The 24,777-nt window shown below is 60.1% G+C and carries 22 protein-coding genes; 6 read left to right on the forward strand and 16 right to left on the reverse strand.

Features of this window, described 5'->3' with window-relative positions; translation table 11 throughout:
• Positions 1-77 precede the first annotated feature (77 nt).
• Both ABD720_RS07280 and ABD720_RS07285 read left to right on the forward strand, forming a co-directional pair.
• Positions 78-638, forward strand: a complete 561-nt coding sequence (locus ABD720_RS07280) for a LuxR C-terminal-related transcriptional regulator (RefSeq protein ID WP_344762599.1) — start codon at positions 78-80, stop codon at positions 636-638.
• 152 nt (positions 639-790) lie between these two features.
• On the forward strand, positions 791-1,066 hold the full coding sequence (locus tag ABD720_RS07285; protein WP_344762600.1) for a DUF3563 family protein: 276 nt from the start codon (positions 791-793) through the stop codon (positions 1,064-1,066).
• A gap of 136 nt (positions 1,067-1,202) precedes the next feature.
• Here ABD720_RS07285 and ABD720_RS07290 read toward each other — a convergent pair whose 3' ends face one another.
• The 8 genes from ABD720_RS07290 to ABD720_RS07325 all read right to left on the reverse strand — a co-directional run bounded on the left by ABD720_RS07290 (position 1,203) and on the right by ABD720_RS07325 (position 11,333).
• On the reverse strand, positions 1,203-2,180 hold the full coding sequence (locus ABD720_RS07290) for an FAD:protein FMN transferase (RefSeq protein WP_344762601.1): 978 nt from the start codon (positions 2,178-2,180) through the stop codon (positions 1,203-1,205).
• On the reverse strand, positions 2,164-4,383 hold the full coding sequence (locus ABD720_RS07295) for a PepSY domain-containing protein (RefSeq protein WP_344762602.1): 2,220 nt from the start codon (positions 4,381-4,383) through the stop codon (positions 2,164-2,166). Before ABD720_RS07295 ends, ABD720_RS07290 begins: the two co-directional genes overlap by 17 nt.
• Before the next feature lie 11 nt (positions 4,384-4,394).
• Positions 4,395-4,865 (reverse strand): DUF2271 domain-containing protein, encoded by a 471-nt coding sequence (locus ABD720_RS07300; protein WP_344762603.1) that lies wholly within the window; start codon positions 4,863-4,865, stop codon positions 4,395-4,397.
• Positions 4,862-5,227 (reverse strand): PepSY domain-containing protein, encoded by a 366-nt coding sequence (locus tag ABD720_RS07305; RefSeq protein WP_344762604.1) that lies wholly within the window; start codon positions 5,225-5,227, stop codon positions 4,862-4,864. Before ABD720_RS07305 ends, ABD720_RS07300 begins: the two co-directional genes overlap by 4 nt.
• Before the next feature lie 155 nt (positions 5,228-5,382).
• Complete coding sequence (locus tag ABD720_RS07310) at positions 5,383-6,690, reverse strand: TolC family protein (RefSeq protein ID WP_344762605.1); 1,308 nt, start codon at positions 6,688-6,690, stop codon at positions 5,383-5,385.
• Positions 6,687-7,055, reverse strand: coding sequence for a DUF3240 family protein (locus ABD720_RS07315; protein ID WP_344762606.1), 369 nt, complete (start codon positions 7,053-7,055; stop codon positions 6,687-6,689). The genes ABD720_RS07310 and ABD720_RS07315 overlap by 4 nt, the downstream gene beginning before the upstream one ends.
• Complete coding sequence (locus ABD720_RS07320) at positions 7,048-10,137, reverse strand: efflux RND transporter permease subunit (RefSeq protein ID WP_344762607.1); 3,090 nt, start codon at positions 10,135-10,137, stop codon at positions 7,048-7,050. The genes ABD720_RS07315 and ABD720_RS07320 overlap by 8 nt, the downstream gene beginning before the upstream one ends.
• Complete coding sequence (locus ABD720_RS07325) at positions 10,137-11,333, reverse strand: efflux RND transporter periplasmic adaptor subunit (RefSeq protein WP_344762608.1); 1,197 nt, start codon at positions 11,331-11,333, stop codon at positions 10,137-10,139. Before ABD720_RS07325 ends, ABD720_RS07320 begins: the two co-directional genes overlap by 1 nt.
• A 117-nt stretch (positions 11,334-11,450) precedes the next feature.
• On the opposite strand from ABD720_RS07325, the gene ABD720_RS07330 reads away from it, so the two are divergent.
• Both ABD720_RS07330 and ABD720_RS07335 read left to right on the forward strand, forming a co-directional pair.
• Positions 11,451-12,128, forward strand: coding sequence for a response regulator (locus tag ABD720_RS07330; RefSeq protein ID WP_344762609.1), 678 nt, complete (start codon positions 11,451-11,453; stop codon positions 12,126-12,128).
• Entirely contained in the window at positions 12,125-13,531 is a 1,407-nt protein-coding gene (locus ABD720_RS07335; RefSeq protein ID WP_344762610.1) for a sensor histidine kinase, read from the forward strand. Before ABD720_RS07330 ends, ABD720_RS07335 begins: the two co-directional genes overlap by 4 nt.
• Positions 13,532-13,809: 278 nt before the next feature.
• On the opposite strand, the gene ABD720_RS07340 is transcribed toward ABD720_RS07335, so the two are convergent.
• From ABD720_RS07340 to ABD720_RS07350, 3 genes are all read right to left on the reverse strand, one after another.
• Positions 13,810-14,211, reverse strand: a complete 402-nt coding sequence (locus ABD720_RS07340; RefSeq protein WP_344762611.1) for a type II toxin-antitoxin system VapC family toxin — start codon at positions 14,209-14,211, stop codon at positions 13,810-13,812.
• The gene (locus ABD720_RS07345) at positions 14,208-14,447 is read right to left on the reverse strand and encodes a type II toxin-antitoxin system Phd/YefM family antitoxin (protein ID WP_344762612.1); all 240 of its coding nucleotides are present in this window, start codon (positions 14,445-14,447) and stop codon (positions 14,208-14,210) included. The genes ABD720_RS07340 and ABD720_RS07345 overlap by 4 nt, the downstream gene beginning before the upstream one ends.
• Before the next feature lie 329 nt (positions 14,448-14,776).
• Complete coding sequence (locus ABD720_RS07350) at positions 14,777-15,553, reverse strand: SDR family oxidoreductase (protein WP_344762613.1); 777 nt, start codon at positions 15,551-15,553, stop codon at positions 14,777-14,779.
• A gap of 158 nt (positions 15,554-15,711) precedes the next feature.
• Between ABD720_RS07350 and ABD720_RS07355 the strand changes: the two genes are divergently transcribed.
• Together ABD720_RS07355 and ABD720_RS07360 are read left to right on the forward strand one after the other, a co-directional pair.
• The gene (locus ABD720_RS07355) at positions 15,712-17,394 is read left to right on the forward strand and encodes an electron transfer flavoprotein-ubiquinone oxidoreductase (protein WP_344762614.1); all 1,683 of its coding nucleotides are present in this window, start codon (positions 15,712-15,714) and stop codon (positions 17,392-17,394) included.
• Positions 17,395-18,045: 651 nt separating this feature from the next.
• The gene (locus ABD720_RS07360) at positions 18,046-18,231 is read left to right on the forward strand and encodes a hypothetical protein (RefSeq protein ID WP_344762615.1); all 186 of its coding nucleotides are present in this window, start codon (positions 18,046-18,048) and stop codon (positions 18,229-18,231) included.
• Positions 18,232-18,674: 443 nt separating this feature from the next.
• Here the strand turns inward: ABD720_RS07360 and ABD720_RS07365 are convergent, their stop codons facing one another.
• The 5 genes from ABD720_RS07365 to nuoL are packed head-to-tail and all read right to left on the reverse strand — an operon-like array spanning position 18,675 to position 24,752.
• The gene (locus ABD720_RS07365) at positions 18,675-19,241 is read right to left on the reverse strand and encodes an NUDIX domain-containing protein (RefSeq protein ID WP_344762616.1); all 567 of its coding nucleotides are present in this window, start codon (positions 19,239-19,241) and stop codon (positions 18,675-18,677) included.
• 38 nt (positions 19,242-19,279) lie between these two features.
• Positions 19,280-19,597 carry a DUF2818 family protein gene (locus ABD720_RS07370; RefSeq protein ID WP_344762617.1) on the reverse strand — a complete coding sequence of 106 codons (318 nt, stop codon included), beginning with the start codon at positions 19,595-19,597 and terminating at the stop codon, positions 19,280-19,282.
• Position 19,598: 1 nt separating this feature from the next.
• The gene (gene nuoN, locus ABD720_RS07375) at positions 19,599-21,101 is read right to left on the reverse strand and encodes an NADH-quinone oxidoreductase subunit NuoN (protein ID WP_344762618.1); all 1,503 of its coding nucleotides are present in this window, start codon (positions 21,099-21,101) and stop codon (positions 19,599-19,601) included.
• A 49-nt stretch (positions 21,102-21,150) separates the two neighbouring features.
• The gene (locus ABD720_RS07380) at positions 21,151-22,653 is read right to left on the reverse strand and encodes an NADH-quinone oxidoreductase subunit M (protein ID WP_344762619.1); all 1,503 of its coding nucleotides are present in this window, start codon (positions 22,651-22,653) and stop codon (positions 21,151-21,153) included.
• Positions 22,654-22,679: 26 nt separating this feature from the next.
• Positions 22,680-24,752: an NADH-quinone oxidoreductase subunit L gene (nuoL, locus tag ABD720_RS07385; protein WP_344762620.1), complete on the reverse strand. Its 2,073-nt coding sequence runs from the start codon at positions 24,750-24,752 to the stop codon at positions 22,680-22,682.
• Positions 24,753-24,777: the final 25 nt, after the last annotated feature.

Raw genomic sequence — 24,777 nt, forward strand, 5'->3', positions numbered from 1 at the left:
GTGGAGCATATTGCGCGTTCTGGTCGACCACAATACCGTAAAAATACTTTAGCGATCCAGGATTACGAACGGAAACGATGAACGACACCTTGACTATCGATTACGCCCAGATATTCCAGCACGCACCCGTGGGCTTGTGTATTTCCGAGCGCCGGGTCATCCGCGCCGCGAACCGCTCGCTAGCCGCGATGTTCGGTTACTCCCCCGAACAGCTGGCCGACCAGTCCTTCCTGATCCTGTATCCGACCCCGGATGAATTTGAGCGAACCGGCGCACGGATTATTCCGATCATGACAGAGCACGGTTGTTATTCCGACGAACGCATCATGAAGCGCGCCAGCGGCGAACTATTCTGGTGCCACGTCAGCGGGCGTGGGCTGGTGGATGATGACGCCCATGCAGCGGGCATCTGGACCTTCGACGATCTCAGTGAAAAGCGCAAGGTCACCGCCAAACTGACCCCGCGCGAACGCGAAATCGCCGCCCTGCTGGTCGAGGGCAAGACCAGCAAACTGATCGCGCGACAGATCGGCATGAGCCCGCGCACTGTCGAAATGCATCGCGCCAAACTGATGAAAAAATTCTCTGCGGCGACGTCCAGCGAACTGGTGCATCGCCTTTTGGGTGTCAGTCATTGAGGTAAGGACATGCTGCGTATCGTGCCGCGCAGTCACCATTCAGGCACCGCATAACAGCTATCATGGATGACAATTGGCACTCGCGACAGCCAGCTTCTATAGTGATGACGCACTGCAGCAATTTGCAGTCTTTCACTCGCAAGGAGCTTCTCATGTCAACATTACACGCCACCAATCATTTCACCGACTTTGCCCGCAATACGGTCCACTCATTGACCGATCTGAGTAACAAATCAGGCAAAGCCGTCACCACACAACTGCACTGCATCCTTGAAGCTTTGTCACGAAGCTACGCACAGCGCCAGTCTGCACAGCAAGATGCCTACCTGGCCGAGTCAACCTCGATCGTCGACCTCGAACGTCGCATGCATGATCTCGACCGGATGGACGCGCAGCCACGCCTGAACATGATTACAGGCATGCACTGAACCGCAGTCAGCTTCGGATTCGGGTTCGACGTCAGGCGATGCTGCAAGACAGCATAATCGCCCGCCAGCCTGCCCAAAAAACCAGCCACTGACCAAGCGCAAACCGGTTTGCGCTTGGTCAGTGGCTGGTTTGCGTTTAACCACCACCCGACACCGCGCCGCCCAGAATCAACACTTCCTGAAGCCGGTCACCATCACGCATGACAAACAACGCATCCATGCCGCGCTCGCGTGCCAGCGCCAGTCCGGCGTCCTCGCCCAATACCAGCAGCGCCGTCGCCCAGGCATCGGCCAGCATGCAGGTAGATGCCAGTACCGTCACCGCCGCAAGCCGGTTTGACACCGGTTCCTGCAGGGTGGGATCAATCGTGTGGGCGTAGCGCCTGCCGGCAATCTCCACCCAGCGCCGGTAATCGCCTGACGTCGCAATTGCCGTGTCCCTGAGTTCCATCACGCCAGCGACTTCGCGCAAGCCGTAGGTCGGTTTTTCGATCGCGACGGACCAGGCCTCGTCGCCGGGCTTGCTGCCGCGCGCACGCATTTCGCCATCGATACCGACCAGGTAATTGACGATTCCCCATGCATCGAGGCAGTGCGCGAGCTGATCGACACCGTAGCCTTTTGCGATACCGGACAGATCGATGGCGATCGGCGCCAGCTTGCGTACCTGTTGCCGTGCACGGTCCAATTCCAGCCTTGTAAAAGCCGGCCGGTATGTCGCGGCAGGCAGCGCTGCGGACTGCGCGGGTGGCGTCTTTTGTGACGGGCCGAAGCCCCAGTCCTCCACCAGTTCGCCGACGCCGATATCGAAGGCGCCATGCGATTGCCGTCCGATCTGCACGCCGGTATCGAGGACATGGGCGAGTTCCGCCGGGACCGCGACCCAGACATTCTCGGCAGCGGCGTTGAGGCGACATAGATCGGACGCCGGATTCCAGGTCGACATTTGCCGGTCCACCTTGTCCACGGCGGAAAACAGGGCGGCACCGATGGCCGCCAGGTCCGAGCCCGCGGCGTCATAGAAGACGGCGGTATAGCGCGTCCCCATCGTCGCGCCGTTCAGGCTGTAACGCTGCGGCGCGGACAGCATCGTCGGTTCAGAATACGTCTTCACGGTACCTGCCACTGGCCTTGAGCGTCCGGACGTTCATGTTGCGCGGTGCGAGGATCGCGTCCAGCGCCAGCCTGACGCTGCCCGCCATGGCGCTGCTGCCGCACACCAGCACCTGGCCGCCGTGTTCGATCAGCGTGCGCAGGTTGTCGGCGTCCTCCATCAGGCGAATCGGCACGCGCACACCATTCTCCACGCGCGAAAAAGCCGTGTGCAGGCGCGTGAGCCGCCGATCCGACAGGTAGTTGCGCAGCTCGGGTTCGTACAAAAAATCGGATTCCGGGTTGCGGCCACCCCAGTACAGATACATCGGGTGCTTGCCGGTATTGTTCCGGATGAATCCGGCCAGCGGACCGATACCGGTACCGGCGCCGATCAGGATCACCGCCGCCTTGCCGGAGGCCGGCCGGAATTGCGGATTAGGCTGGATGAATGCCGCGATACAGTCACCCGGCTGCAGCCCGTGCAGGTAGGTCGAACACAGCCCCCCGGTCTGCTTGCGTACGCAGATCTCAAGGATGCCATCGCGCGAGCTGCTGGCAAGTGAATAGAACCGCGGCATCGGGCTGCCAGGAACGACGACGCCGACCAGGTCGCCGGCGTCGAAGCGTGGCAGGCTGTTTCGTCGAAACAGGCGGTCAATCAGACTGGCAGGTTCGCTCGCAGGCACCGCGGCAAAGCGCAGCACGGCAGTCGGTTCCTGCTCCTGCAGGCCGTAGTCGACCCGTTCACGCAGGCACAGCGAAAAGGTGCGCGGATGTTGCGGCGTATGTTCGAGTTTGAGTGGCAATCCCAATAGCGCGCCAACGGTGTCGCCCCAGCGGGCAAATTCCTGCGTCGACTGGCGGTCGATCGTGGCCACGTCCAGCGCGCGCCGCCAGCCATGCGCCTGCAGCGCTGCATCCGCATCCCGGGCGAACTGGCAGAAACTGGCGAACTGGTGATCGCCAAAACCAAGCACCGCATAGCCAGTCGCGTGATTGGCCGGCACCCGGTCGAGCAGCGTGAGGAACTGGTTGGCCGAAGCCGGCGCATCGCCGTCGCCATAAGTGGCCGTCAATATGAACAGGTTGCGGGCATGGTCGTAGCGCTCCGGGAACTGGTTCATCGGCGCCGTGTGGACCCGCTGCCCGGCCTCGCGCAACGCATCATGCAGTACCCGGGCGAATCCCCATGTACTGTTGTTTTCGCTGCCGACCAGGATCACCGTCCCGGCGGCTTGCGCAGTGCTGTTACCGGCGATACGGGGTTTGGCACGCTGACGCTGCCACCAGACAATCGCGCCCGTGACCGCCATCCACGGTGCACCGAGCGCGCACAGGCCGAGCAGAAGTCCGAGCCACCACAGGCCCTCGCCCGTGTGCAGTTGATAGATCAGTTCATAGGCTTCACGTACACCGCTGTGCGCGCGAAAGGACAACGCGGCACCGGTGGCCTGATCGACGTAGGCATCACCCTGCCGGGTCCGCAAGGTGAATACTGCGGACAGGTCACCGGGACTCGGAAAGACCAGTTCGCGTAAATCGGCCAGATCGGCCGCCATCAGAGCAGGCAGACGGGCAACGGGCTTGGGCTGCCCGCCAGAGGTGGTGGCAGGGAAATCCGGTTCGGCCTGCATGCCATCGGAAATCAGGCCGAAGGTTGCTGCCGACATGGTCATGCCGGTCAGTGCCGACATCAGCAGGCCCGCGACGGCGACACGGCCGACCTGCGCGTGCCAGCGCTGGCTGCGGCTGCCGTGCAGCGGACGAATGACCTGACGCCAGCCGCCAACCCGCTTGACCAGCAACAGCATGCCCGAGATGCAGAGCACCAGCATCGCCACTGCGGTGATACCGGTGACCACGCGTCCGGGCGTATCGAGCAACAGGGAGCGGTGCAGTTGCTTGACCCAGCGCGCGTAGGCCGATGGCACAAAGGGCGCAATGGCTTTGCCACTTACGGGATCGACCCGGTCTGCGCCGGGACCGGCTGGCGCGCTGTAATACACGATCAGGGAGCCCGAAGGCGTGCGCTGGATCTGTTCAACACCCGGATATTGCCGCACTACCCGGTCCGCCAGTTCGGCCACACTCACGCCTGCGGGCAGGCTGGTGCGGAACCGGTCGAGCGCGGGATTGATCGACAGGAGTGCGCCGGTGATGCCGATCAGCAGCACGAACAACGCGCTGATCAGGCCGGGCAAAGAATGGAACCGTCGCAACATGCTGGCCGCGCTTACATGTCGTAGGTGAAGGACTTGATGTAGCCGCGTCCCTTGACCGGCTTGCCGGCGCCCAGTTTGGTGAGCGGACTGCGCGCATCGGCAGGGTTGTCGCGGCCATCCTCGGCGGCACTGTCCACGCGGATTTCATAGCCGGCATCGATCAGTGCGTCTTCCAGTTCGACCGTTACCTTGAGCGACTTTCCGCTGCCCACGCTGGCACCGGTGAGCCCGTCGAATTCACGGCTGTTGAGCCCGCTGCCGCGCGCCCAGTCGCTCATGTGCTTGTAGTACTTCACCTTGGTGCCGGCGACCCACAAGGTCTTTTTGTACTTGCCGGCGGCGTCGGTGAGATAGAACGCAAGGTAGGCGCCATTGCCGCCGTAGCTCTGCAGTTGCGTGGTGAGTGTCACGGGACGGGCCTGGACCAGAACGGGGAGTACCAGAGCGCCTGACAGGCAGGCGCCAACGATCAGCTTTTTCATGGAAGTGTTCCTTTGTTTGCGGGGCCGGTTTGTTCACGGTGATTGGCCCTGGATTGCACCGGTCCGAGATAGTCCGAGGTGTCGCCGGACGGACCGAAGTCCACCTCCAGGCTACGCATGCGCAGCGTGGCCGGTGCGTACTTGGCCTTGATTTTGTTACCTGCGCGGTCGGTTCCCCTGACCTCGTAGCAACCGTCGTCGACCTTGATGCGCTGGACCGTCCAGCCACGCTGTTCGACCTCCTGGCGCAACAACTCACGCGGCTTCCACTCCGACATGGGGTCCGTGCAATCGTTGTCGGCAAACGCCGCGCTGCTGGCGGAAAGCACGGCCAGTGCAGCGAGTGTTCGATACAGAATCATTACTTGCTCCTCGTTCGTGGGCGCAGTCAGGGAGTTGTCGGAACCTGCTGGCGTCAAACTGGTTGATGCAAAATTGCCGTCCGGGGTCGCGCACACCAAGTCGCGGATCGCTGAGTCGTCGGTTGAACGAACGCCAAATCCACCGACCTGACAATTCAATCAATCGACCAGATCACGTGCGCATCCAGACGTAACCGTGCGTACGCCGCCAGTGCGTCGACCTGCGCAGCCTGCATGGCAAGCGATGCTTCCAGGGCGCGCCGCCTGGCACCGAGTGCTTCCGTCAGCGTGGTTTCGCCAGCCTGATACGCCCGCAGCATCAGGTCTGCTTGTTCCACTGACTGCTTCCCGACATCACGCAAGGTGTCCCAAATCTGGTAGGTGCGACTGCTGTCGATCAGCGCGCGCTGCGCCGCCGACTGCACCCGGATACGTACTTGCGCCAACCGTTCCAGCGCCATGCGTGCCTTGAGTGCCGCGCCCGTCCCGTCAGCGGCACGGCCTGCACCCGGTATGGGAATCGACAGACTGATACCGATGACGCGTTCCTGACCGGCACGCTCACGGGCTGCGCGTACTGCGATGGTCGGGTCCGGCATGCGGTCACTGGCGAGGCGGCTTGCTCTCAGCGCATACAGATCGGCTTCTGCCTGGGCCAGTTCAAGTTCGTGATTGTCGTGCAGGATTTTTGCGAGCCAGGAGTCCGGCGATTCCGGTTCAGCTTGCGGCAACGGCAGATTCGCCACGCTGGGCCGAGGCAATCCGGCGTAAGTGATGTCCAGGAATGCCAGTGCCTGGTCGCGCCGCTGCTCGGCCTGGCGCAACAATGCCGCAACCCGCAGATGCTCCGTCGCGGCCTGCAGCGCATCCAGCCCGGCGCCATCGCCTGCCTTGACGCGTCGATCGGCAACGACCCGCAACTGCTGGGTGACCGCGAGCTGCTCGCGCAGGCGTGCGACCGCGCTCAATTCGCGCAGCGCGTCGAACCAGTCCTTCATCAAGGTGCGACCAGCCTCATGCCAACCATCGGCTTGCATGGCCTGTGCCACTTCTACTCCTTTGTCGCCAACGGCCCGGTCCTTGTCGGCCTTGCCAAACCAGCGCACCGGCCGCTCCAGCGCGAGATCCTGTTCGTTGTAGCGCTCGCCACCGGTGATGCTGCGCTGGTTGAGTCCGGTACGCAGAGTCCATTCGTGCGACCCGGCCACCAGCTTGTCTTTTTCGGCCGAGGCCAGATCCATGTTGAAGGCACCGAGGCGGAATTGCGGCAGGCTTTCCAGCACGCGCCGCACCACCGGTTCGGGCGGCAGTATGGTCAGCGCACCGCCTTCCGTTTGTTGTGCTTGTTGTGCTTGTTGTGCTTGTTGTGCTTGTTGTGCTTGTTGCACGGGTGGGGTCTCCGCCAGTGCGACAAGATGCACGCAACCCAGGCTGAGTGCGACGAGGTACGACAGCGGCTTCATGCCAGCCTCCCGTAGCAGGAGACCGGACTGATCCAGTAGGCCACATTGGGATTGCGGATTTCCTGCGCCAGCGCCGCGATCAGCTGGCGCAGATGGACCTCATTGCCGACGATCAGCACCAGCTTGCGGGTGCTGCGACCCTGCACCCGCTCCATGGTGGATTGCAGGACTGAGCCCTGCCCCATGCCCTGCGCATCCATGATCGAGAAGCCGCTGGCGAGGGCCGGATGCAGCAGCAGGAAGTCCAGCACGTCTTCTTCCAGCGTGATCGGAATGGCGAGCGTCAGCAATGCGTCGTGGCCGGGTTGGCTACTCTGTTGGCTGTTCTGTTGGCTACTCTGTTGGCTATTCTGTTGATTACTCATTCGTGACTCCGAGTCGGGTTACAGCGGTTGCCGGCACGCCAAAACGGCGGAAAAGGATCGGCAACAAAATCAGGGTGAGCAGGGTTGCGCTGAGCAGGCCGCCAATCACGACGATGGCGAGTGGCTTCTGGATTTCGGACCCCGGACCGGTCGCCAGCAGCAGCGGCACCAGGCCCAGGCCGGTGATGCACGCGGTCATCATGACTGGCCGGAATCGCCGCAATGCACCCTGCGTGACCACCTCGCCAAGCGGCATGCCACGCGCCACCAGTTGATTGAAGCAGGTGATCATCACCAGTCCGTTGAGCACGGCGATGCCCATCAAGGCGATGAAGCCAACCGAGGCAGGCACCGACATGTATTCCCCCGTCAGGGCCAGCGCATAGACGCCGCCGATCAGCGCAAACGGGATATTGACGAACACCAGCAGGGCCTGACGAATACTGCCCAGCGTGCTGAACAGCAGCAGGAAAATTAGCGCCAGCGCCACCGGCACGACCAGCGCAAGTCGCGCTGCGGCGCGTTGCTGGTTTTCGAACTGACCACCCCACGACAGCCGATACCCCGGTGCCAGCTTGACCTGCCGCGCCACTGCCGCCTTGGCCTCGTCGACAAATCCGACCAGGTCACGGCCCCGCACATTGGCGCGCACCACCACCATCCTGGCGCTGTTTTCACGCTCGATCTTGACCGGGCCGTCAACGCTGCGCAAGCTGGCCAGCTGGCTCAGCGGAATGGCACCGCCATCAGCCAGCGGCAGCCGCAATTGCTGGAACAGCTCGGCCGACATGTGCAGCGCCTCGCTGCCGCGGATGAGCAGTGGCAAGCGCTTGCCGTCTTCGATCACCACACCGCTGACCCGGCCTTCGATCAAGGTGCGCAAATCGTTCTGGACCTGATCGACGCTCAGGCCGAGCCGCCCGGCAGCGACCCGGTCGATGTCCACCTGCAGGTACTGGACACCGGCGTTCTTCACCGTCAGCACGTCCTCGCTGCCAGTAATGGCCTGAACCACGTTCACGATTTGGCCTGCCATGTCACCCAGCACCCTGGTATCCGGTCCATAGACCTTGATCGCCAGATCGCCACGTACGCCCGACAGCATTTCCGAGGTGCGCATCTCGATCGGTTGCGTAAAACTGATATTCACGCCCGGGAAGCTTTCGGTGGCGGCGCGCAGGCTATCGATCAGCGCTTCCTTGTCACGGCTTTTCCACTCGGCCCGTGGCTTGAGCACCAGGAAGGAATCGGTTTCGTTGAGTCCCATCGGATCAAGTCCCAGTTCATCGGAACCCAGCCGTGCAACGATGCGTTGCACATCGGGCACCTGCGCCAGGATGCGGCGCTGGATTGCCATGTCGAGCCGGGCCGACTCCTGCAAATTCACCGACGGCAGTTTTTCGATCTGCATGATGATGTCGCCCTCGTCCAGCGTCGGCATGAACGACTTGCCAACAAACAGGAACATGCCAACGGCCAGCAACAGGGCCACCACGGCGACCGATCCGATGATCCGTTCGCGACCGAGTGCGCGGCTGAGCGACCATGCGTACGCCGTTTCGAGCCGCTGCACCAGACGCGGCACCGGTCCGTGAGACTCTTTGAGCACCAGCGACGCCAACACCGGAATGAAGGTCAGCGACAGCGCCAGCGAGGCAGCAAGTGCAAAAATAATGGTCAGCGCCACCGGCGCGAACAGCTTGCCTTCCAGTCCCTGCAACGACAGCAATGGCAGGAAGACGATCATGATCACCAGCATGCCGGCAGTCACCGGAACCGCCACTTCGCGCACCGCCCGATAGATCACATGCAAGCGCGACATGCCCGGTTGTGCGCTGGTGCCGTGGGCTTCGATGTTCTCGACCACGACGACAGCAGCATCGACCAGCATGCCGATCGCAATGGCCAGGCCGCCGAGTGACATCAGGTTCGCACTGAGGCCGAACGCGTTCATCAGCAGGAAAGTGCCGAGCGCCGACAATGGCAGAATGCAGGCCACGACCAGCGCCGAACGCAGATTCCCCAGGAACAGATACAGCAACACGATGACCAGCAAGGTGGCTTCGCCGAGTGCCTTCGTGACCGTGCCGACCGCGCGCTCGACCAGGTTACCGCGATCGTAAAATGCGCTGATCGTGGTGCCAGCGGGCAGCGTGCTGCCGATCTCATGCAAGCGTTCACGGACCTGGTCGACGACTTTTTGCGCATTCGCGCCACGCATCGCCAGCACCAGTGCCTCGACTGCCTCGCCTTTGCCATTCTGGGTGACTGCGCCATATCGGGTCAGCGCACCGATCCTCACCGACGCCACCTGCCCCACCGTGGTGGCGATGCCGTCCCGATTGCGGATCGCGATGGCGCGCGCGTCGTCGAGCGTGCGAATGCCGCCGTCGCTGCGGATCAGCAGTGACTCTTCGCCGTTGCCCAGCCGGCCGGCACCATCGCTGCGGTTGTTGGATTCCAGCGCCTGCTGCAACTGGCTCAGCGAGATACCCCGCGCTGCCAGCGCGGCCAGATCCGGCACCACCTCGAAGCTCTTGACCATGCCACCGAGCGAGTTGACGTCAGCCACACCGGCGATATTGCGCAATTGCGGCCGGATGGTCCATTCGAGCAGGGTGCGCTTTTCCATCAGCGACAGCGGACCTTCGATGGTGAACATGAAAATTTCGCCGAGCGGTGTGGTGATCGGCGCGAGTCCGCCGCTGACCGAGGCCGGCAAGTCCTTCAGGACATTGGCCAGCCGTTCGCTGACCTGCTGGCGCGCCCAGAACACGTCGGTGCCTTCCTGAAAATCAAGCGTGATGTCGGCGATCGCGTATTTGGATTGCGAGCGCAATACCGCCTGGCGCGGAATCCCCAGCAGCTCCTGTTCGATCGGCGCGACGATGCGTGCTTCGACTTCCTCCGGCGTCATGCCCGGCGCTTTCATGATCAGTTTGACCTGGGTGCTGGAGACATCCGGAAAGGCATCGATCGGCAAGTCCCTGAATGCCTGCACCCCGGCGGCTGTCATCAGCGCCACCAGCACCAGCACCAGCAGGCGTTGCGACAACGATAGTGCAATGAGTCGCGCTAGCATCATTGTCCTGCCTTGGCCGGGCTGGCCGGAACAACAACCGCAGGTGCGCTTCCCAACCCGGCCCACACGCCCTTCAAGGCAACGATACCCTGCGTCGCCACCGCATCACCGACGGCAACCGGTCCAGTGATCCACACCATGCCGCCACCCGCCGCGCGCGCCTGAACAGGCACGACGGCGAAGCCGGACTGGTTGCGCAAAAAGACGAACTTGTCGCTGCCACGCTGCACCAGTGCAGCCTCCGGCACGGCGACGCTGCCGCCCTGCTGACTGGCGCGCAGCAGGCGTGCCTCGACGAAGCCGTTGATCTTCAGGCAGGCATCCTGGTCAAGTTGCCGTGCCCGCACCTGACCACTCTGGTTCGCGCCATTGAGCAACGGCGAAATGGCGATCACCCGCAGCTTGCTGCAGCCGGCCACCTGCAACAGGTCACCCACTTTGAGCATCGGCAGCTGCTGTCGCGAAGCCTGCAATTCGACCCAGAGCGGCCCGTCACGACCCACCTTGGCCAGCGTCATGCCGGCGTCCACCTGCTGGCCGGGGCTGACCGGCAGCTCGAACACGATGCCGCTGTACTGCGCGCGCACCGTCAGCGACGGCGACAGGTTGCGGCTGGCAGACAAGCTCTTGATGGCCGCGGCGCTCAGTCCGACGCGGCGCAATGACTGGTAGCGCTCGGCGGCGCCCAGCGCTGCCATTTGCGCGGCGGCACGGCTTTCGTCGACGCGGGAACGGGCGATAATGCCGTCGCTGAAAAGACTCTCGTCACGTGCCAGTTTGTCGCTGGCCAGTTTTGCGACCGTGGCCAGCTGCAGGTATTCGCGCTGCAGCTCCATCCATGGCTGGCTAAACATCGTCAGCAGTGGCGCGCCGGCCCGCACTGGCTGCAAGCTCGTTACGTGAATCTCCTGCACCACGCCGCCAAGCTGGCTGCTGACCAGCGTGAGCGATGTACCGGGCGCCACCACCGTGCCGGCAAGAACCAGATCATTGCTGTTGGGCGCAGCACCCGCCAGCGTGTCCAGCACGGGGGCGACGGCGATGCCCGCCCTGGCGATCTGGATATCGCTGATGCGTAATTGTTCTGGCGCGCACTGCGCCAGCGGTGCGGCAGCAAGCAGCAATGACCCGCACAGCAGGCTCAACAATGTACGGTGCGGGTGGACGGCGGCGGGCGGGGATCGGAATGGCGACATGGCGTTGGCAATTTCGTAGAGGTGGACGATGGGCAGGATGTTGAGGCGCAGATATTAAGAAGTTCTTAACAACCTTCGCCTATCATTTATTCAACAGCACTCGGAAGGAGCTCTACCATGCGGATCTTGTTGGTCGAAGATGACCCCCAACTGGGGCGCGCCACCCAGATCGGCCTGGAGCAGGCCGGTCATGCGGTCGACTGGGTACAGTCGGCCGAAAGCGCACATACGGCGGTACGCTTGCATCGCTATGCCTGCCTCCTTCTCGATCTTGGCTTGCCGCAGCAGGATGGGATGCAGGCACTCGCGGCGCTGCGCCGGGGCGGCTATGACGGTGCGATCCTGATCGTCACGGCGCGTGACCAGATCCCCGACCGGATTGCCGGACTCGATGCCGGAGCGGACGATTTTGTGATCAAGCCGTTCGATCTCAATGAACTCTCTGCCCGCATTCGCAGTGCATGCCGGCGCGCACATGGCCGCGACGGGGTCATGCTGACGCATGACGATCTGGTCGTCGATGTCGCGGCCCGACAGGTACATCAGGGCGGCCAGACGGTCGCGCTGACTGCCAGGGAATTCAGTCTCCTGCTGATGTTGATGGAGCACTGCGGCCGCGTCCTGAGCCGTGAACAGCTGGAAGAAAGCATCTACAGCTGGGGCGAAGAAATCGAAAGCAATGCGGTTCAGGTACATATCCATCATTTGCGCAAGAAGCTCGGCCGCAGCCTGATCAGAACGGTCCATGCAGTGGGCTACCGTATCGACAAACCCGAGGAATCAACATCGACATGAGCAAGCCGAACCCATTTCCACTCCGACGCGGCTGGTCGCTGCAGCGCACCTTGCTGGCACTGCTACTGGGCCTGACTCTGGTGTTATGGGGCCTTAGCGCACTGATCGTCTATCTGGAAGCCGAACAGGAAAATCAGGAACTGTTCGACCAGTCCCTGAGCGAAACCGGGCATTTGCTGCTGGCGCTGGCGGACCACGAACTGCGGGAACATTCGGTCGGCACACCGCTGGTCATGGCGACGCACGAAAACCGCAACCATCAGCAGTATTTGCTGTTTCAGATCTGGGGTACTGACCAACGGATGTTGTACAAGAACGCCGGCACGCCCGAGACACCCTTTGCCCCATCGACCGTGAACGGCTTTTCCTGGACGGAGATCGCCGGGCAGCGATGGCGCGTCTATGCAAGCTGGAACGACAGCCGGCAACTGCAGATTCAGGTCGCCGAACCCGCCAGCCACCGCAAGGAGATCAGCACCAGATTCGCCTACAGGATCATCGCGTTTGCGCTGCTGATCGTGGCGGTGGCGGGCATCGCGATCTGGTGGAGCGTCAGGCTGGTCTTCCATGTGCTGCAAAAATCGGCCAACGAAGTGGCACTGCGCACGCCCAACGACCTCGCCGAGGTCAGCCTGCTCGGTGCACCCCGCGAGCTGGAGCCGCTGCTGCTGGCGATCAACCGGCTGTTCGGAAGGGTGCGTCAGACCATGGAGCATGAGCAGCGATTCACCGCTGACGCGGCGCATGAATTGCGCACACCGTTAGCGGCAATCAAAACCAATCTGCAAGTCATTCAACGGGCGCGTAACGATGCCGAGCGCGATGAATTCCTGCTGGGTCTGGGTGTCAGCGTGGACCGTGCCACCCGTCTGGTCGATCAATTGATGACGCTGGCCAAGCTCGATCCGCACCAGCAGCAAGCGAACCTGACGCGGCAGGATCTTTCCGTGCTGCTCGCAGAGCATTTGCCCGTCTGGCGCGAGCAGGCGCAGCGGCAGCATCAAACCCTGCAGGTGGAATGTGAACCGGCGCCATGCCGGATCAACCGCGAGCTCGTGCTGATCATGGTGCGCAATCTGCTCGATAACGCCTGTCGCTACACGCCGCAGGGTGGCAGCGTGCGCCTGTCGTGTCGCTGCGAGGCTGGGGGCGTCTGCCTGACCGTGTCCGATTCCGGCCCGGGCATACCGGCGGCCATGCGCGAACGCGTGTTCGAACGGTTCTTTCGCCTGGCCGACGCGAATACGCCGGGTAGCGGACTGGGGCTATCGATCGTGCAGCGGATTGCGGATGCGCACGGGGCTACGGTGCGGCTGGGTGCGGGTGCGGGTGCGGGTGCGGGTGCGGGTGCGGGTGCGGTAGGCTTGGTGGTGGAGGTGGTTTTTCCTGCAGCGGTCCAGTGAAAGCGGACAGATCAAAAGGTGCCAACTTCTGAAGTTTGACCATGCGCCGCGTTTTGGGATGATGCCGCCTGTCGACTAGCAACCAAGCCCCTCCCAGAATCAGCACATGGAAATCAAGGACGCCGAATTCGTCATCGAGGCGCGCGGGATGATCGAAGAGCGTATCAGCGATACCGTGACTACGAAATAGTGCCCGGATCATTGTCTGGCGTTAAAAACTCGACCTGTGGCGATGCAGTCTTCAATAGGCGAGGATTGCCACACAAAATTCCTATCCCTCACCAGAGTGACTTTACATGCTCGTATGCGCGTATTTTTTCATCCTTGGTCACAAGCGGTGCGGCAAGTTTTCGCGCCGTCGCGACAATCATCCTGTCTGCAGGGTCCTTGTGAAACGCGCCAGGCAGCGCAACCGATTTCAATGCAATCGCAGTATCGATCGGCCAGAACCTCACTACTTCTATGTCAGCCACTGCATCGAGCCAGCTCTCAACGTCCATCGACAGGATTAAGCGCCCCTTTTCCACGAGCATTGCAACTTCCCACGCCGATATTGCCGAGACAATGATTTGACCGCCAGGCCTGGACATTTCCATCTCGATGGCTTTTCTCGCCGGATCGCTCAGCAAATCGTCACCGGTGACCCACCAAACCAGAGTGTGCGTATCCAGCACGATCATTGTGCTGACTCCCACTCGACATCGACGGGAGCGGTGGGGTCAACGTAACTGACGACCGATCCGCGGAGAACTTCAAGTGGCGTGCGTTTTTGGTCGAGGTTTCGGTACGGCCGAATTTCCAGTGCCGGCCGTCCATGGTCGGTGACGATCATGCTCTTTCCGGATGACTCGATCTGGCGGAAGTATTCCAGAGCCCGTGATTTGAACTCGGATTTTGAAACTGGCTTGTTTTCCATGAATTCTCCAGACAGATATTAATGACTATAGGCAGGTGACTATAGTCACTCCACTGTAATAAAAAATGATATTCAAAACAAGTCATTCAACAACGCGTATCGGTTGAAAAACGGCGTTGGCATGTATCTGCTTGGTAGAACAAAATACGGACTCATCATCCAATACACGCGAGAAGGCATTTTGCAGAGTGTTTGAAACCGGTCATCAAAAGACCACTACGCTCAGCAATCGAGTCTGCTGCAATCGCAGTCGGTCACTGACCAGAAACGACGATGGCGCCCATCTGGGCGCCATCAATTTACAACCTTCGCAAGATCAAAACATCGCGTTACATCGCACTCATCCCATCATCCGCCGTCATGATCGCACCATTGATGAAGTGCGCTTCTTCCGACGCCAGCAGCAACAGCAAGCCATCCAGATCCTGCGGTTTGCCAACGCGCTTGCGCGGCAACGTGCTCAGCAACTGCTGACCGTGCTCGCCGCGGAAATGCTCTTCGTTAATTTCGGTGCTGATGTACCCCGGGCAGATCGCATTCACGTTGATGCCGTAACGACCCCATTCGATGGCCATCGATTTGGTCATGTGCACCACGGCGGATTTGCTCATGCAATAGATACCGATTTGCGGCAGCACGCGCAGGCCGGCGACCGAGGCGATGTTGATAATGCGATGCTGCAGTTTCGGATCGCCCTTGGCGCGGGCGATCATCCGCTTGGCGGCTTCCTGCGCGACAAAAAATGCGCCGCGCTGGTTGGTATCCATCACGTAGGCGTAATCCTCGGGCGTGACATCGATCAGGCGCTGAGTCGTCGACACACCGGAATTATTGACCAGAATGTCGATCGGACCTGCTTCGGTTTCGGCGTGGGCGATGGCAGATTTGATGCTGGCATAGTCGGTGACGTCGAGCGCGACCACATGGGCGGCGCCGCCATCGGCTTCGATCTCGGCGCGTAATTCCTTGAGGCGATCGATGCGGCGCGAGGCGAGTACGACTTGTGCGCCGGCCTGTGCCAGCACTTTGGCGAAGCGCGCGCCCAGACCGCTGGAAGCACCGGTGACCAATGCAATCTTGCCCTCGAAATTGACTTCAATCCCCACGAAATTCTCCTTGTTATATGGCGTGCCATGCGGCGTAGTGCGTTCAAGCCGTTATCATTACACGAATGCCATTCGATTAGAGCGCATGGCCTAGCAATCCCGAGCAAAAACCCCGACAATTAGCACGTTCGTTCGATAACAATTACACGGTGACCCCCATGACGCACAGCCTCAACCAGAGCATCCTCGATCAATACGGCCCGCGCGAAGCGATGGAGTATGACGTCGTCATCGTCGGCGGTGGCCCTGCCGGTCTCTCGGCCGCGATCCGCCTCAAGCAACTAGCCGCCGAAAAAGGCACCGAAGTGACCGTCTGCGTACTTGAAAAAGGCGGCGAACTTGGCGCCCATATCCTGTCCGGTGCCGTCATGGACCCGATCGCGATGAATGAACTGTTCCCGAACTGGAAGGAACTCGGCGCGCCGCTGCACACCGAAGTCTCGGAAGACCGCTTCCTGTTCCTGACCGAAACCAAAGCACACAAAACACCCAACTGGATGCTGCCGGGCTGCTTCCAGAATCATGGCAATTACGTCATCTCGCTGGCCAACGTGGTGCGCTGGCTGGGCCAGCAGGCCGAGGCACTGGGCGTCGAAATTTTCCCGGGCTTTCCGGCTGCCGAAATCCTGTACAACGACGATGGCTCGGTCAAGGGTGTGGCAACCGGCAATATGGGTATTGACCGCCACAACAAGCCCAGCGCAGCGTTCCAGCTCGGCATGGAATTGCATGCCAAATACACGTTCTTTGCCGAAGGCGCACGCGGCCATCTCGGCAAGCAGCTGATGGAAAAGTACATGCTCAACAAGGGCAAGGACCCGCAAACCTACGGTATCGGCATCAAGGAATTGTGGGAGATCGATCCGGCATTGCACAAGCCCGGCCTGGTGGTGCATACCGCCGGCTGGCCGCTGCAGAATGACACGTATGGCGGCTCGTTCCTGTATCACCTCGAAAACAACCAGGTCGCGGTCGGCTACGTGGTCGGGCTGGGCTACGACAATCCGTATCTGTCACCGTATGAAGAATTCCAGCGCTACAAGACACACCCGGAAATCCGCAAGTTCTTCGAAGGCGGCAAGCGCATTTCGTATGGCGCACGGGCGATCACGGCTGGCGGCCTGCAATCGCTGCCGAAGCTGACCTTTCCGGGCGGCGTGCTGATCGGTTGCGATGCCGGCTTCCTCAACACCAGCCGGATCAAGGGCAGCCATGCGGCCATGAAAACCGGCATGCTCGCAGCAGACGCTGCATTCGCGGCCCTGGCCGAAGCGCGCCAGTTCGATGAACTGACCAGCTATCCGGAAGCCTTCGAGCAATCCTGGCTGCATGAAGAACTGCATGTCGCACGCAACTTCAAACCGTGGATGAGCAAGGGCTTGCTGACCGGTGCGCTGATGGTCGGGATCGACCAGATCGTCTTCCGCGGCAAAGCACCATGGACGCTGCATCACACCCATGCCGATCACGAATGCATGAAGCCGGCCTCGCAATTCACGCCGATCGTGTATCCGAAACCGGATGGCAAACTGACCTTCGACCGTTTGTCGTCGGTCTTTATTTCGAATACCAACCATGCCGAAGACCAGCCGATCCATTTGACGCTGAAAGACCCGTCGGTGCCGGTGCATGTCAACCTGGCGCGCTACGCCGGGCCGGAAGCACGCTACTGTCCGGCGGGCGTGTACGAATACGTGAAAGCCGACGATGGCGCCGATCGACTGCAGATCAATGCGCAGAACTGCGTGCATTGCAAGACCTGCGACATCAAGGACCCGACGCAAAATATCGTCTGGGTCACGCCGGAAGGTGGTGGCGGGCCGAACTATGGGGGGATGTAATTAGCTTGTAACGCTGCTGGATTTCGGGATTGTGAACACGACTTTGCGGGCTGCTTTGTCGACAGCTCGCAGGTTGCCGTGAAGGATATCAGCCGTTAGGCCGCACACCCCCCTAGCCCGACAGCGATGCGGTGGGTTGATGTGAAGTAAAACAAATTGAGCGCTTTGCAGGTCGACACTGCCATTCGAATGGCATCCCTGCATTACGGCGTCTAGTACCGCCAGTTTCTTTCATTGTTCAGGGCGCCGCAAGGTGCGCTGCATGACTGTTGGGCTGCGAAGCCCAACATGCGTCGGGTTGCTTTGCGGGTCGCGGCGACGCGGGGGTTGCGGGCTGCGGTCTGCGGTAGCTAAAACGGGTTGCGCTCCGTGGAGCCAAGCCGGGTGCGGCCCGGCAGCCGCTCACTTTTTTTGCTTCGCCAAATAAAGTAAGCAAAAAAAGGCGACCGCTAGACCGCTGCCCTACGGGTTCCCAAATACCGAGCCCGGTCAGGGGGAGGGCCGCAAACTCGCTGCGCTCAGACAGTGCGGCCCTCTTATCCCCTGCCCGGACACGGTATTTGGCAGCGGCCTTTTATGCGGAATTCAACGTCAAAACCAAGCCAAGCCTTGATGATTGATTGATGGCCAGGCTCGCTTTGCGCGAGAAAGATGGCTTGTAAAAGCCTTGTAGGTTTTGGTTTTGGTTTTGGTTTTGGTTTTGGTTTTGATGTTGGTTTTGACGTTGGTTTTGAACTCGATGTCGATATCGACGAGGAAGTTTTCTCGTGCAAAGCGAGCACGACCATCTCGCTGGTTCCAAGGCTGGGCTTGGTCTTGACCTTGAATTCCGCATAAAAAGATCGCTGCCAAAAACGGGGTACGGCAAGAGGATAAGAGGCCCGCACTGTCTGAGCGCAGCGAGTTTGCGGGCCTCCCTCTTGCCGTATCCCGTTTTTGGGAACCCGCAGGGCAGCGGTCTTGCGGTCGCCTTTTTCTTGGTTACTGCTTTTTGGCGAAGCAAAAAGAAGTGACCGGCTGCCGGGCCGCACCCGGCTTGTATCAACGGAGCGTAACCCGTTTTAGCTACCGACGACCGCACGCCGTGGCGACCTAGAAGGCAGCTTGACGCATGTTGGGCTTCGCAGCCCGACCTACGATTCGGCAACGGATTCGACGTTCTGTCGGCAGCCAGCGGACCACCTTGAAAGGGCTGACTATGCAGACCAATCTGCAGTCTAACGAGCCTCTTTGCCAGCTGACCGTTTGTCGAGAGAGGGGCCAATACCGAGCCTGGCGTTCTATTTCTCGGGCGTTGGTGACCACGTCCCTGCCAATATCTTTTCCAGCCAGAACGTGCCGATGACGGTTTTGACATCGGTTACTTTTCCCTCACGTATCCAGCTCAGCATCTCCGGCACCGTTGAAAAAAACGTCTCCAGAAACTCGCCCTCATCGAGCTTGCTCGGACCAGCAATCAGGCCACGCGCCAGATAAATTTCCAGATGCTCATCCGAATACGCAATTGCGTTGTGGATAGTGCAGACGAACTGCCAGTCGGTAGCGGTGTAACCGGTTTCTTCCTGCAGTTCGCGCTTGGCGCAGGCTAGCGGGTCTTCGTTCAGATCAATTTTACCGGCAGGATATTCGATCATGACCTGATCTACCGGGTAGCGATACTGGCGCTCCAGCAGGATGCGGCCATCGTCGAACAGCGGCAGTATGACCACGGCACCCGGATGACGAATGTACTCGCGCGAGGTATGCCTGCCGTCCGGCAGACTGACCGTGTCCTTCGTCACTTTCAGGAAGCGGCCGTCGTAGACGAGCTCGCCATCGATGCGGGTTTCTTTCAGATGACGGTCCATGGGATGGCTCCTGTTTTTGACTGAATTCCGGCTGAACTTCAGCCGTGTTGCTTGCGCAGGTAGCGGTAGGCAAACCCCGGATAGGCCAGCACAATGAAGGCAACCGCCCCGATCGCGTAGAACTCCCAGTTCTGGGTGAACACGTCGCCGGTGCGGCCTTCGATCAGTCGGCCGAACAGACCGACGACGAAGTACATCACGATCAGTTCGAGCAAGCGCCACCACAGCGACTTGACCGGTGGCGTCCCGGTCGAGCGCAACGGAATCAGCGCAAACAGACGCTCGCTGAAAAATGGCAGATTGGCTGCGGCGAGCGCCAGAAGAATGACGAACCAGCTGGCGAGAGAAATATCCAAGTTAGTACAGCGTGCGCACGAAGGCGCGCAGCGACTGACCTACGGCGGTCTCGCACGCGGTCATCAGCGCACCCGGCATCAGGCCGAGCGCCACGACAGCGGCGCCGTTCAGACTCAGCACCACACGCATGTCGGTGTTGGCGACGATCTTTTCGGTGGTGGCTGGCGCATCGAAGTACATGACCTTGATCACGCGCAAATAGTAGTAAGCACCGATCAGCGAGAACAATACCGCCAGCACGGCAAGCCAGATATGGCCGGTTCCGAGCACTGCCTGCAGTACCGACAATTTGGCGTAGAAACCCATCATCGGCGGCACACCTGCCAGCGAGAACATGAATAGCATCATGACCAGCGCAAACCACGGGCTGCGCTGATTGAGGCCTTTCAGGTCATCGATGTTCTCGGCTTCAAAACCGGAACGCGACAGCAGCATGATGATGCCGAAGGTGCCCAGCGTGGTCATCACATAGGTGATGGTGTAGAACATCGCCGAGCTGTAGGCATTGACTGCCGAGAAGCCATTGCCATCGGTCACACCAGACAACAGGCCGAGCAGCACAAAACCCATTTGCGAGATCGTCGAATACGCCAGCATGCGTTTCAGGTTGGTCTGGATGATGGCGGTGATGTTACCGATCGCCAGCGACAGGATGGCCAGCACCATCAGCATTTGCTGCCAGTCGAACGCCAGCGGCAGCAAGCCTTCCACTAGCAGGCGCACCGTGATAACGAAGGTCGCCAGTTTTGGCGCGCCGCCCAGCAGCAGGGTTACCGCAGTCGGTGCGCCCTGATAGACGTCAGGCACCCACATGTGGAATGGCACGACGCCGAGCTTGAAGGCCAGGCCAGCCACCACGAAGACGATACCGAACACCAGAATCGTGCGGTTGGCGGTGCCGGACATGCTGACCTTGACGATGTCTGCCAGGTCGAGCGAACCGGTGGCGCCGTACAGCATCGACATCCCGTACAACAGGAAACCGGACGCCAGCGCGCCGAGGATGAAGTACTTCATCGCCGCTTCGGTCGATTGGGTATGTTCACGTCGCAATGCCACCAGCGCGTACAGCGACAGCGACATCAGTTCGAGTCCCAGATAAATGATCAGCAGGTTGCTACCTGAAATCATCACCATCTGGCCCGCCAGCGAGAACAGCGCCAGCACATAGAATTCGCCACCGAGCTTGTCATTGACGATGCCGCGCGCCGCCACGTAACTGCGCGAATACACCAGCGTCACGCCCACCGCCAGATACGAAAACAGCTTCATCAGGTTGGCCATCGGATCGACCACGACCATGTTACCGAAGATGTAGGACGTTTCGCCGATCATCAGATAGACGTAGCTGATCGCACCGCACACAGCGAGGGTGACCAGCGACAGTGCATACGTAATCGAACGCTGCTTGTCCGACAAATACATGTCGATCAGCAGAATGATCGACGTGGCGATGATCAGGAAAATTTCAGGATAGATAGGGATCAGATTCATGTTGTTCATTTTATTGCCGCAACCGGCTGTCCACTAAGGATGTTGGCGTTCAGGTTCATCAGTTGGCTTTGGAGATCGACACATGCTGCAGCAGATCTGCCACCGAGGTTTGCATCGCATCGGTGATCGGCGCCGGGTACAGGCCCATCACCAGGACAGCAATCGCAATCACACCGAGCATGCCGAATTCGCGCAGGCTCAGGTCTTTCAGCTTGGCCACGTTGTCGTTGGCAACCGCACCGAAGATCACGCGCTTGACCAGCCACAACGAGTACGCCGCACCGAAGATTAGCGCCGTCGCTGCCAGCAAACCTATCCAGAAATTGAACTTGATCGCACCGAGGATGACCATGAACTCGCCCACGAAACCGGAGGTGGCAGGCAAGCCGCAATTGGCCAGCGAAAACAGCACGAAGAAGGCCGCAAACTTCGGCATCGTATTCACCACTCCGCCGTAGTCGGCGATGGCGCGTGAATGCATGCGGTCGTACAGCACGCCGATACACAGGAACATCGCGGCCGAGACGAAGCCGTGGGAAATCATCTGGACGATACCGCCCTGCACTGCCATGTCATTGAAGACAAAGAAACCGAGCGTGACGAAACCCATGTGCGCAATCGACGAATAGGCGACCAGTTTTTTCATGTCGGTCTGGACCAGCGCGACCAGGCCAATGTAGATCACCGCGATCAGGGACAGCGTGATCATCATCGGTGCCAGATAGTGGCTGGCATCCGGCGTGATCGGCAGCGAGAAGCGCAGGAAGCCATACGCACCCAGCTTCAGCATGATCGCTGCCAGCACGACCGACCCACCGGTAGGTGCTTCAACGTGGGCGTCCGGCAGCCAGGTATGCACCGGCCACATCGGCACCTTGACGGCAAACGCCATCAGGAAAGCCAGGAACAGCGGAATCTGCACGTTCAACGGCAATGGCAGATCGTGCCAGTACGTGATGTCGAACGAACCGCCCGAGGCGAAGTACAGGTACAGCAACGCGACCAGCATCAGCAGCGAACCGAAGAAGGTGTACAGGAAGAATTTGATCGCTGCGTAGACCCGGTTTGCGCCGCCCCAGATACCGATAATGATGAACATCGGGATCAGCGTGGCTTCGAAGAATACGTAGAACAGCAAGCCGTCCAGCGCACAGAACACGCCGATCATCAGGCCCGACAGGATCAGGAAGGCACCCATGTACTGGGCGACTTTTTTCTCGATGACTTCCCAGGCGGCGACCACGACGATGATGGTCACGAACGCGGTCAGCACCACCAGCCACAGCGAGATGCCATCGATACCAAGGAAGTACTGGATATTGAAGCGCTCGATCCAGGACATCTTTTCGACAAACTGCATGCCGTGGGCGGCATTATCGAAGTGCTGAACCAGTGGCAGCGTAGCCAGGAAGCTGACCACCGAACCGATCAGTGCGGCAAGTCGCACCAGGCCGGGATTGTCATCGCGACCGAATGCCAGGATCAGCAGGCCAAAGGCAATCGGGCACCAGATGGCCAGGCTGAGAATTGAAAACGAAGCGGAGAATGTGGACTGAATCATGAGTATGTTGGAGTGACCTGGCCAGCTTATTGGTTAAAAGGAAACCGTGGGAATGGCAGGAACGCCATCAAGAATCCCAGCACGCCAAGAATCATCACGAATGCGTAATGGTAGATATAGCCGGACTGCAATTTGCGGATGACGGTGGACAACCAGCCAACGACCCTGGCGCTACCGTTGACGACGACCCCGTCGATCAGCACGCGATCACCGAAGCGCGAGAAGCCGGAACCGATCGCAATCGCACCCTTGGCGAAGACGACCTCGTTGAACTTGTCGAGGTAGTACTTGTTCTCCAGCAGCGTGTAGATCGGGCCGCATTTTTGTTTGATCAGCGCCGGCACTTTCGGATTGATCAGGTAGAAATAATACGAACTCGCGACACCGGCAACCGCCAGCCAGAACGGCAGCGAGGTCAGACCATGCAAGGCCATTTGCAGCGGTCCGTGGAACTCGTTGCGCAATTCTTCCATCGCGTGGTGGGCTTCATTGACAAAGATGACGTTCTTGAAGAAGTCGCCGAACAGCATCGGCTCGATGGTCAGGAAACCGATCAGTGCTGACGGAATCGCCAGCAATACCAGCGGCAAGGTGATGACCCACGGTGACTCGTGCGGCTTCTGTCCAGGAGCCAGACCGTGATGTTCATCGTGGCCGTGCGCATGCGCATCGTCCTTGGCATCGTGGTGGTCGTCATGGGCAGCGGCATGATGCGGCTGACCGAAACGCTCTTTGCCATGGAACACAATAAAGTACATGCGGAACGAGTAGAACGCCGTGACGAACACGCCGGCCAGAACCGAGAACTGGGCAAAACCGGCACCAGGCAAATGGGTAGCCGCGACCGCCTCGATGATGCTGTCTTTCGAATAGAAACCCGAGAAGAACGGCGTACCGATCAGGGCCAGCGAACCGACCAGCGACGTGATCCAGGTAATCGGCATGTATTTGCGCAGGCCACCCATGTTGCGGATGTCCTGGTCGTGGTGCATGCCGACGATCACCGACCCGGCGCCGAGGAACAGCAAGGCCTTGAAGAACGCATGCGTCATCAGGTGAAACACGGCGATCGAGTATGCCGAGCAACCGAGCGCCACGGTCATGTAGCCGAGCTGCGACAGCGTCGAATACGCCACTACGCGCTTGATGTCGGTCTGGATGATGCCCAGGAACCCCATGAACAGCGCCGTGATCGAACCGATCACCAGAATGAACGACAGCGCCATGTCGGACAGCTCGAACAGCGGCGACATGCGTGCCACCATGAAGATACCGGCCGTGACCATGGTTGCCGCGTGAATCAGCGCCGAAATCGGGGTCGGGCCTTCCATCGAATCAGGCAACCAGACATGCAGCGGAAATTGTGCCGACTTGCCCATCGCGCCAATAAACAGGCAGATGCAGGCCACCGTCACCAGCATCCAGCCGGTACCCGGCAGCATCAATGTCGCGAGCGCTTCTTTTTTGGCAAACACTTCCTGATAGTTCATCGAGCCGGCATACGCCATCAGCAAGCCAATGCCGAGGATGAAACCAAAGTCACCGACCCGGTTGACCAGGAAGGCTTTCATGTTGGCGACGATCGCGGTCGGCTTGGTGTAATAGAAACCGATCAGCAAATACGACACCAGACCCACCGCCTCCCAGCCGAAGAACAGCTGCAGGAAGTTGTTGCTCATGACCAGCATCAACATCGAGAACGTGAACAGCGAAATGTACGAAAAGAAGCGGTTGTAGCCTTCGTCTTCGCGCATGTAGCCGACCGAGTACACGTGCACCATCAGCGACACGAAGGTCACCACGCACATCATCATCGCGGTCAGGCTGTCGATGAGGAAACCAACTTCCATCTTCAGCGACCCAACGGTCAGCCAGGTGTAAAGCGTGCCATTGAAACTGGCACCATCCAGCACAGCCATCAGGGTCTGAATCGAGACGATCAGTGCGATCAGCACGCCAAGAATGGTCGCGGTATGCGAGACTCTGCGGCCGATCACATTGCCGAAAAAGCGGGTACCGAAGAGACCGGCAATCGCCGCGCCGACCAGCGGCGCCAGCGGAACGACCAGCAAGAGGTTGGGGTTAAGTTGGCCTGCCATGTTAGACCTTATCGTTATTTTTGCA

Origin of the sequence: Actimicrobium antarcticum, from assembly GCF_039536745.1 — a bacterium.
GTDB classification, from domain to species: Bacteria; Pseudomonadota; Gammaproteobacteria; order Burkholderiales; family Burkholderiaceae_D; genus Actimicrobium; species Actimicrobium antarcticum.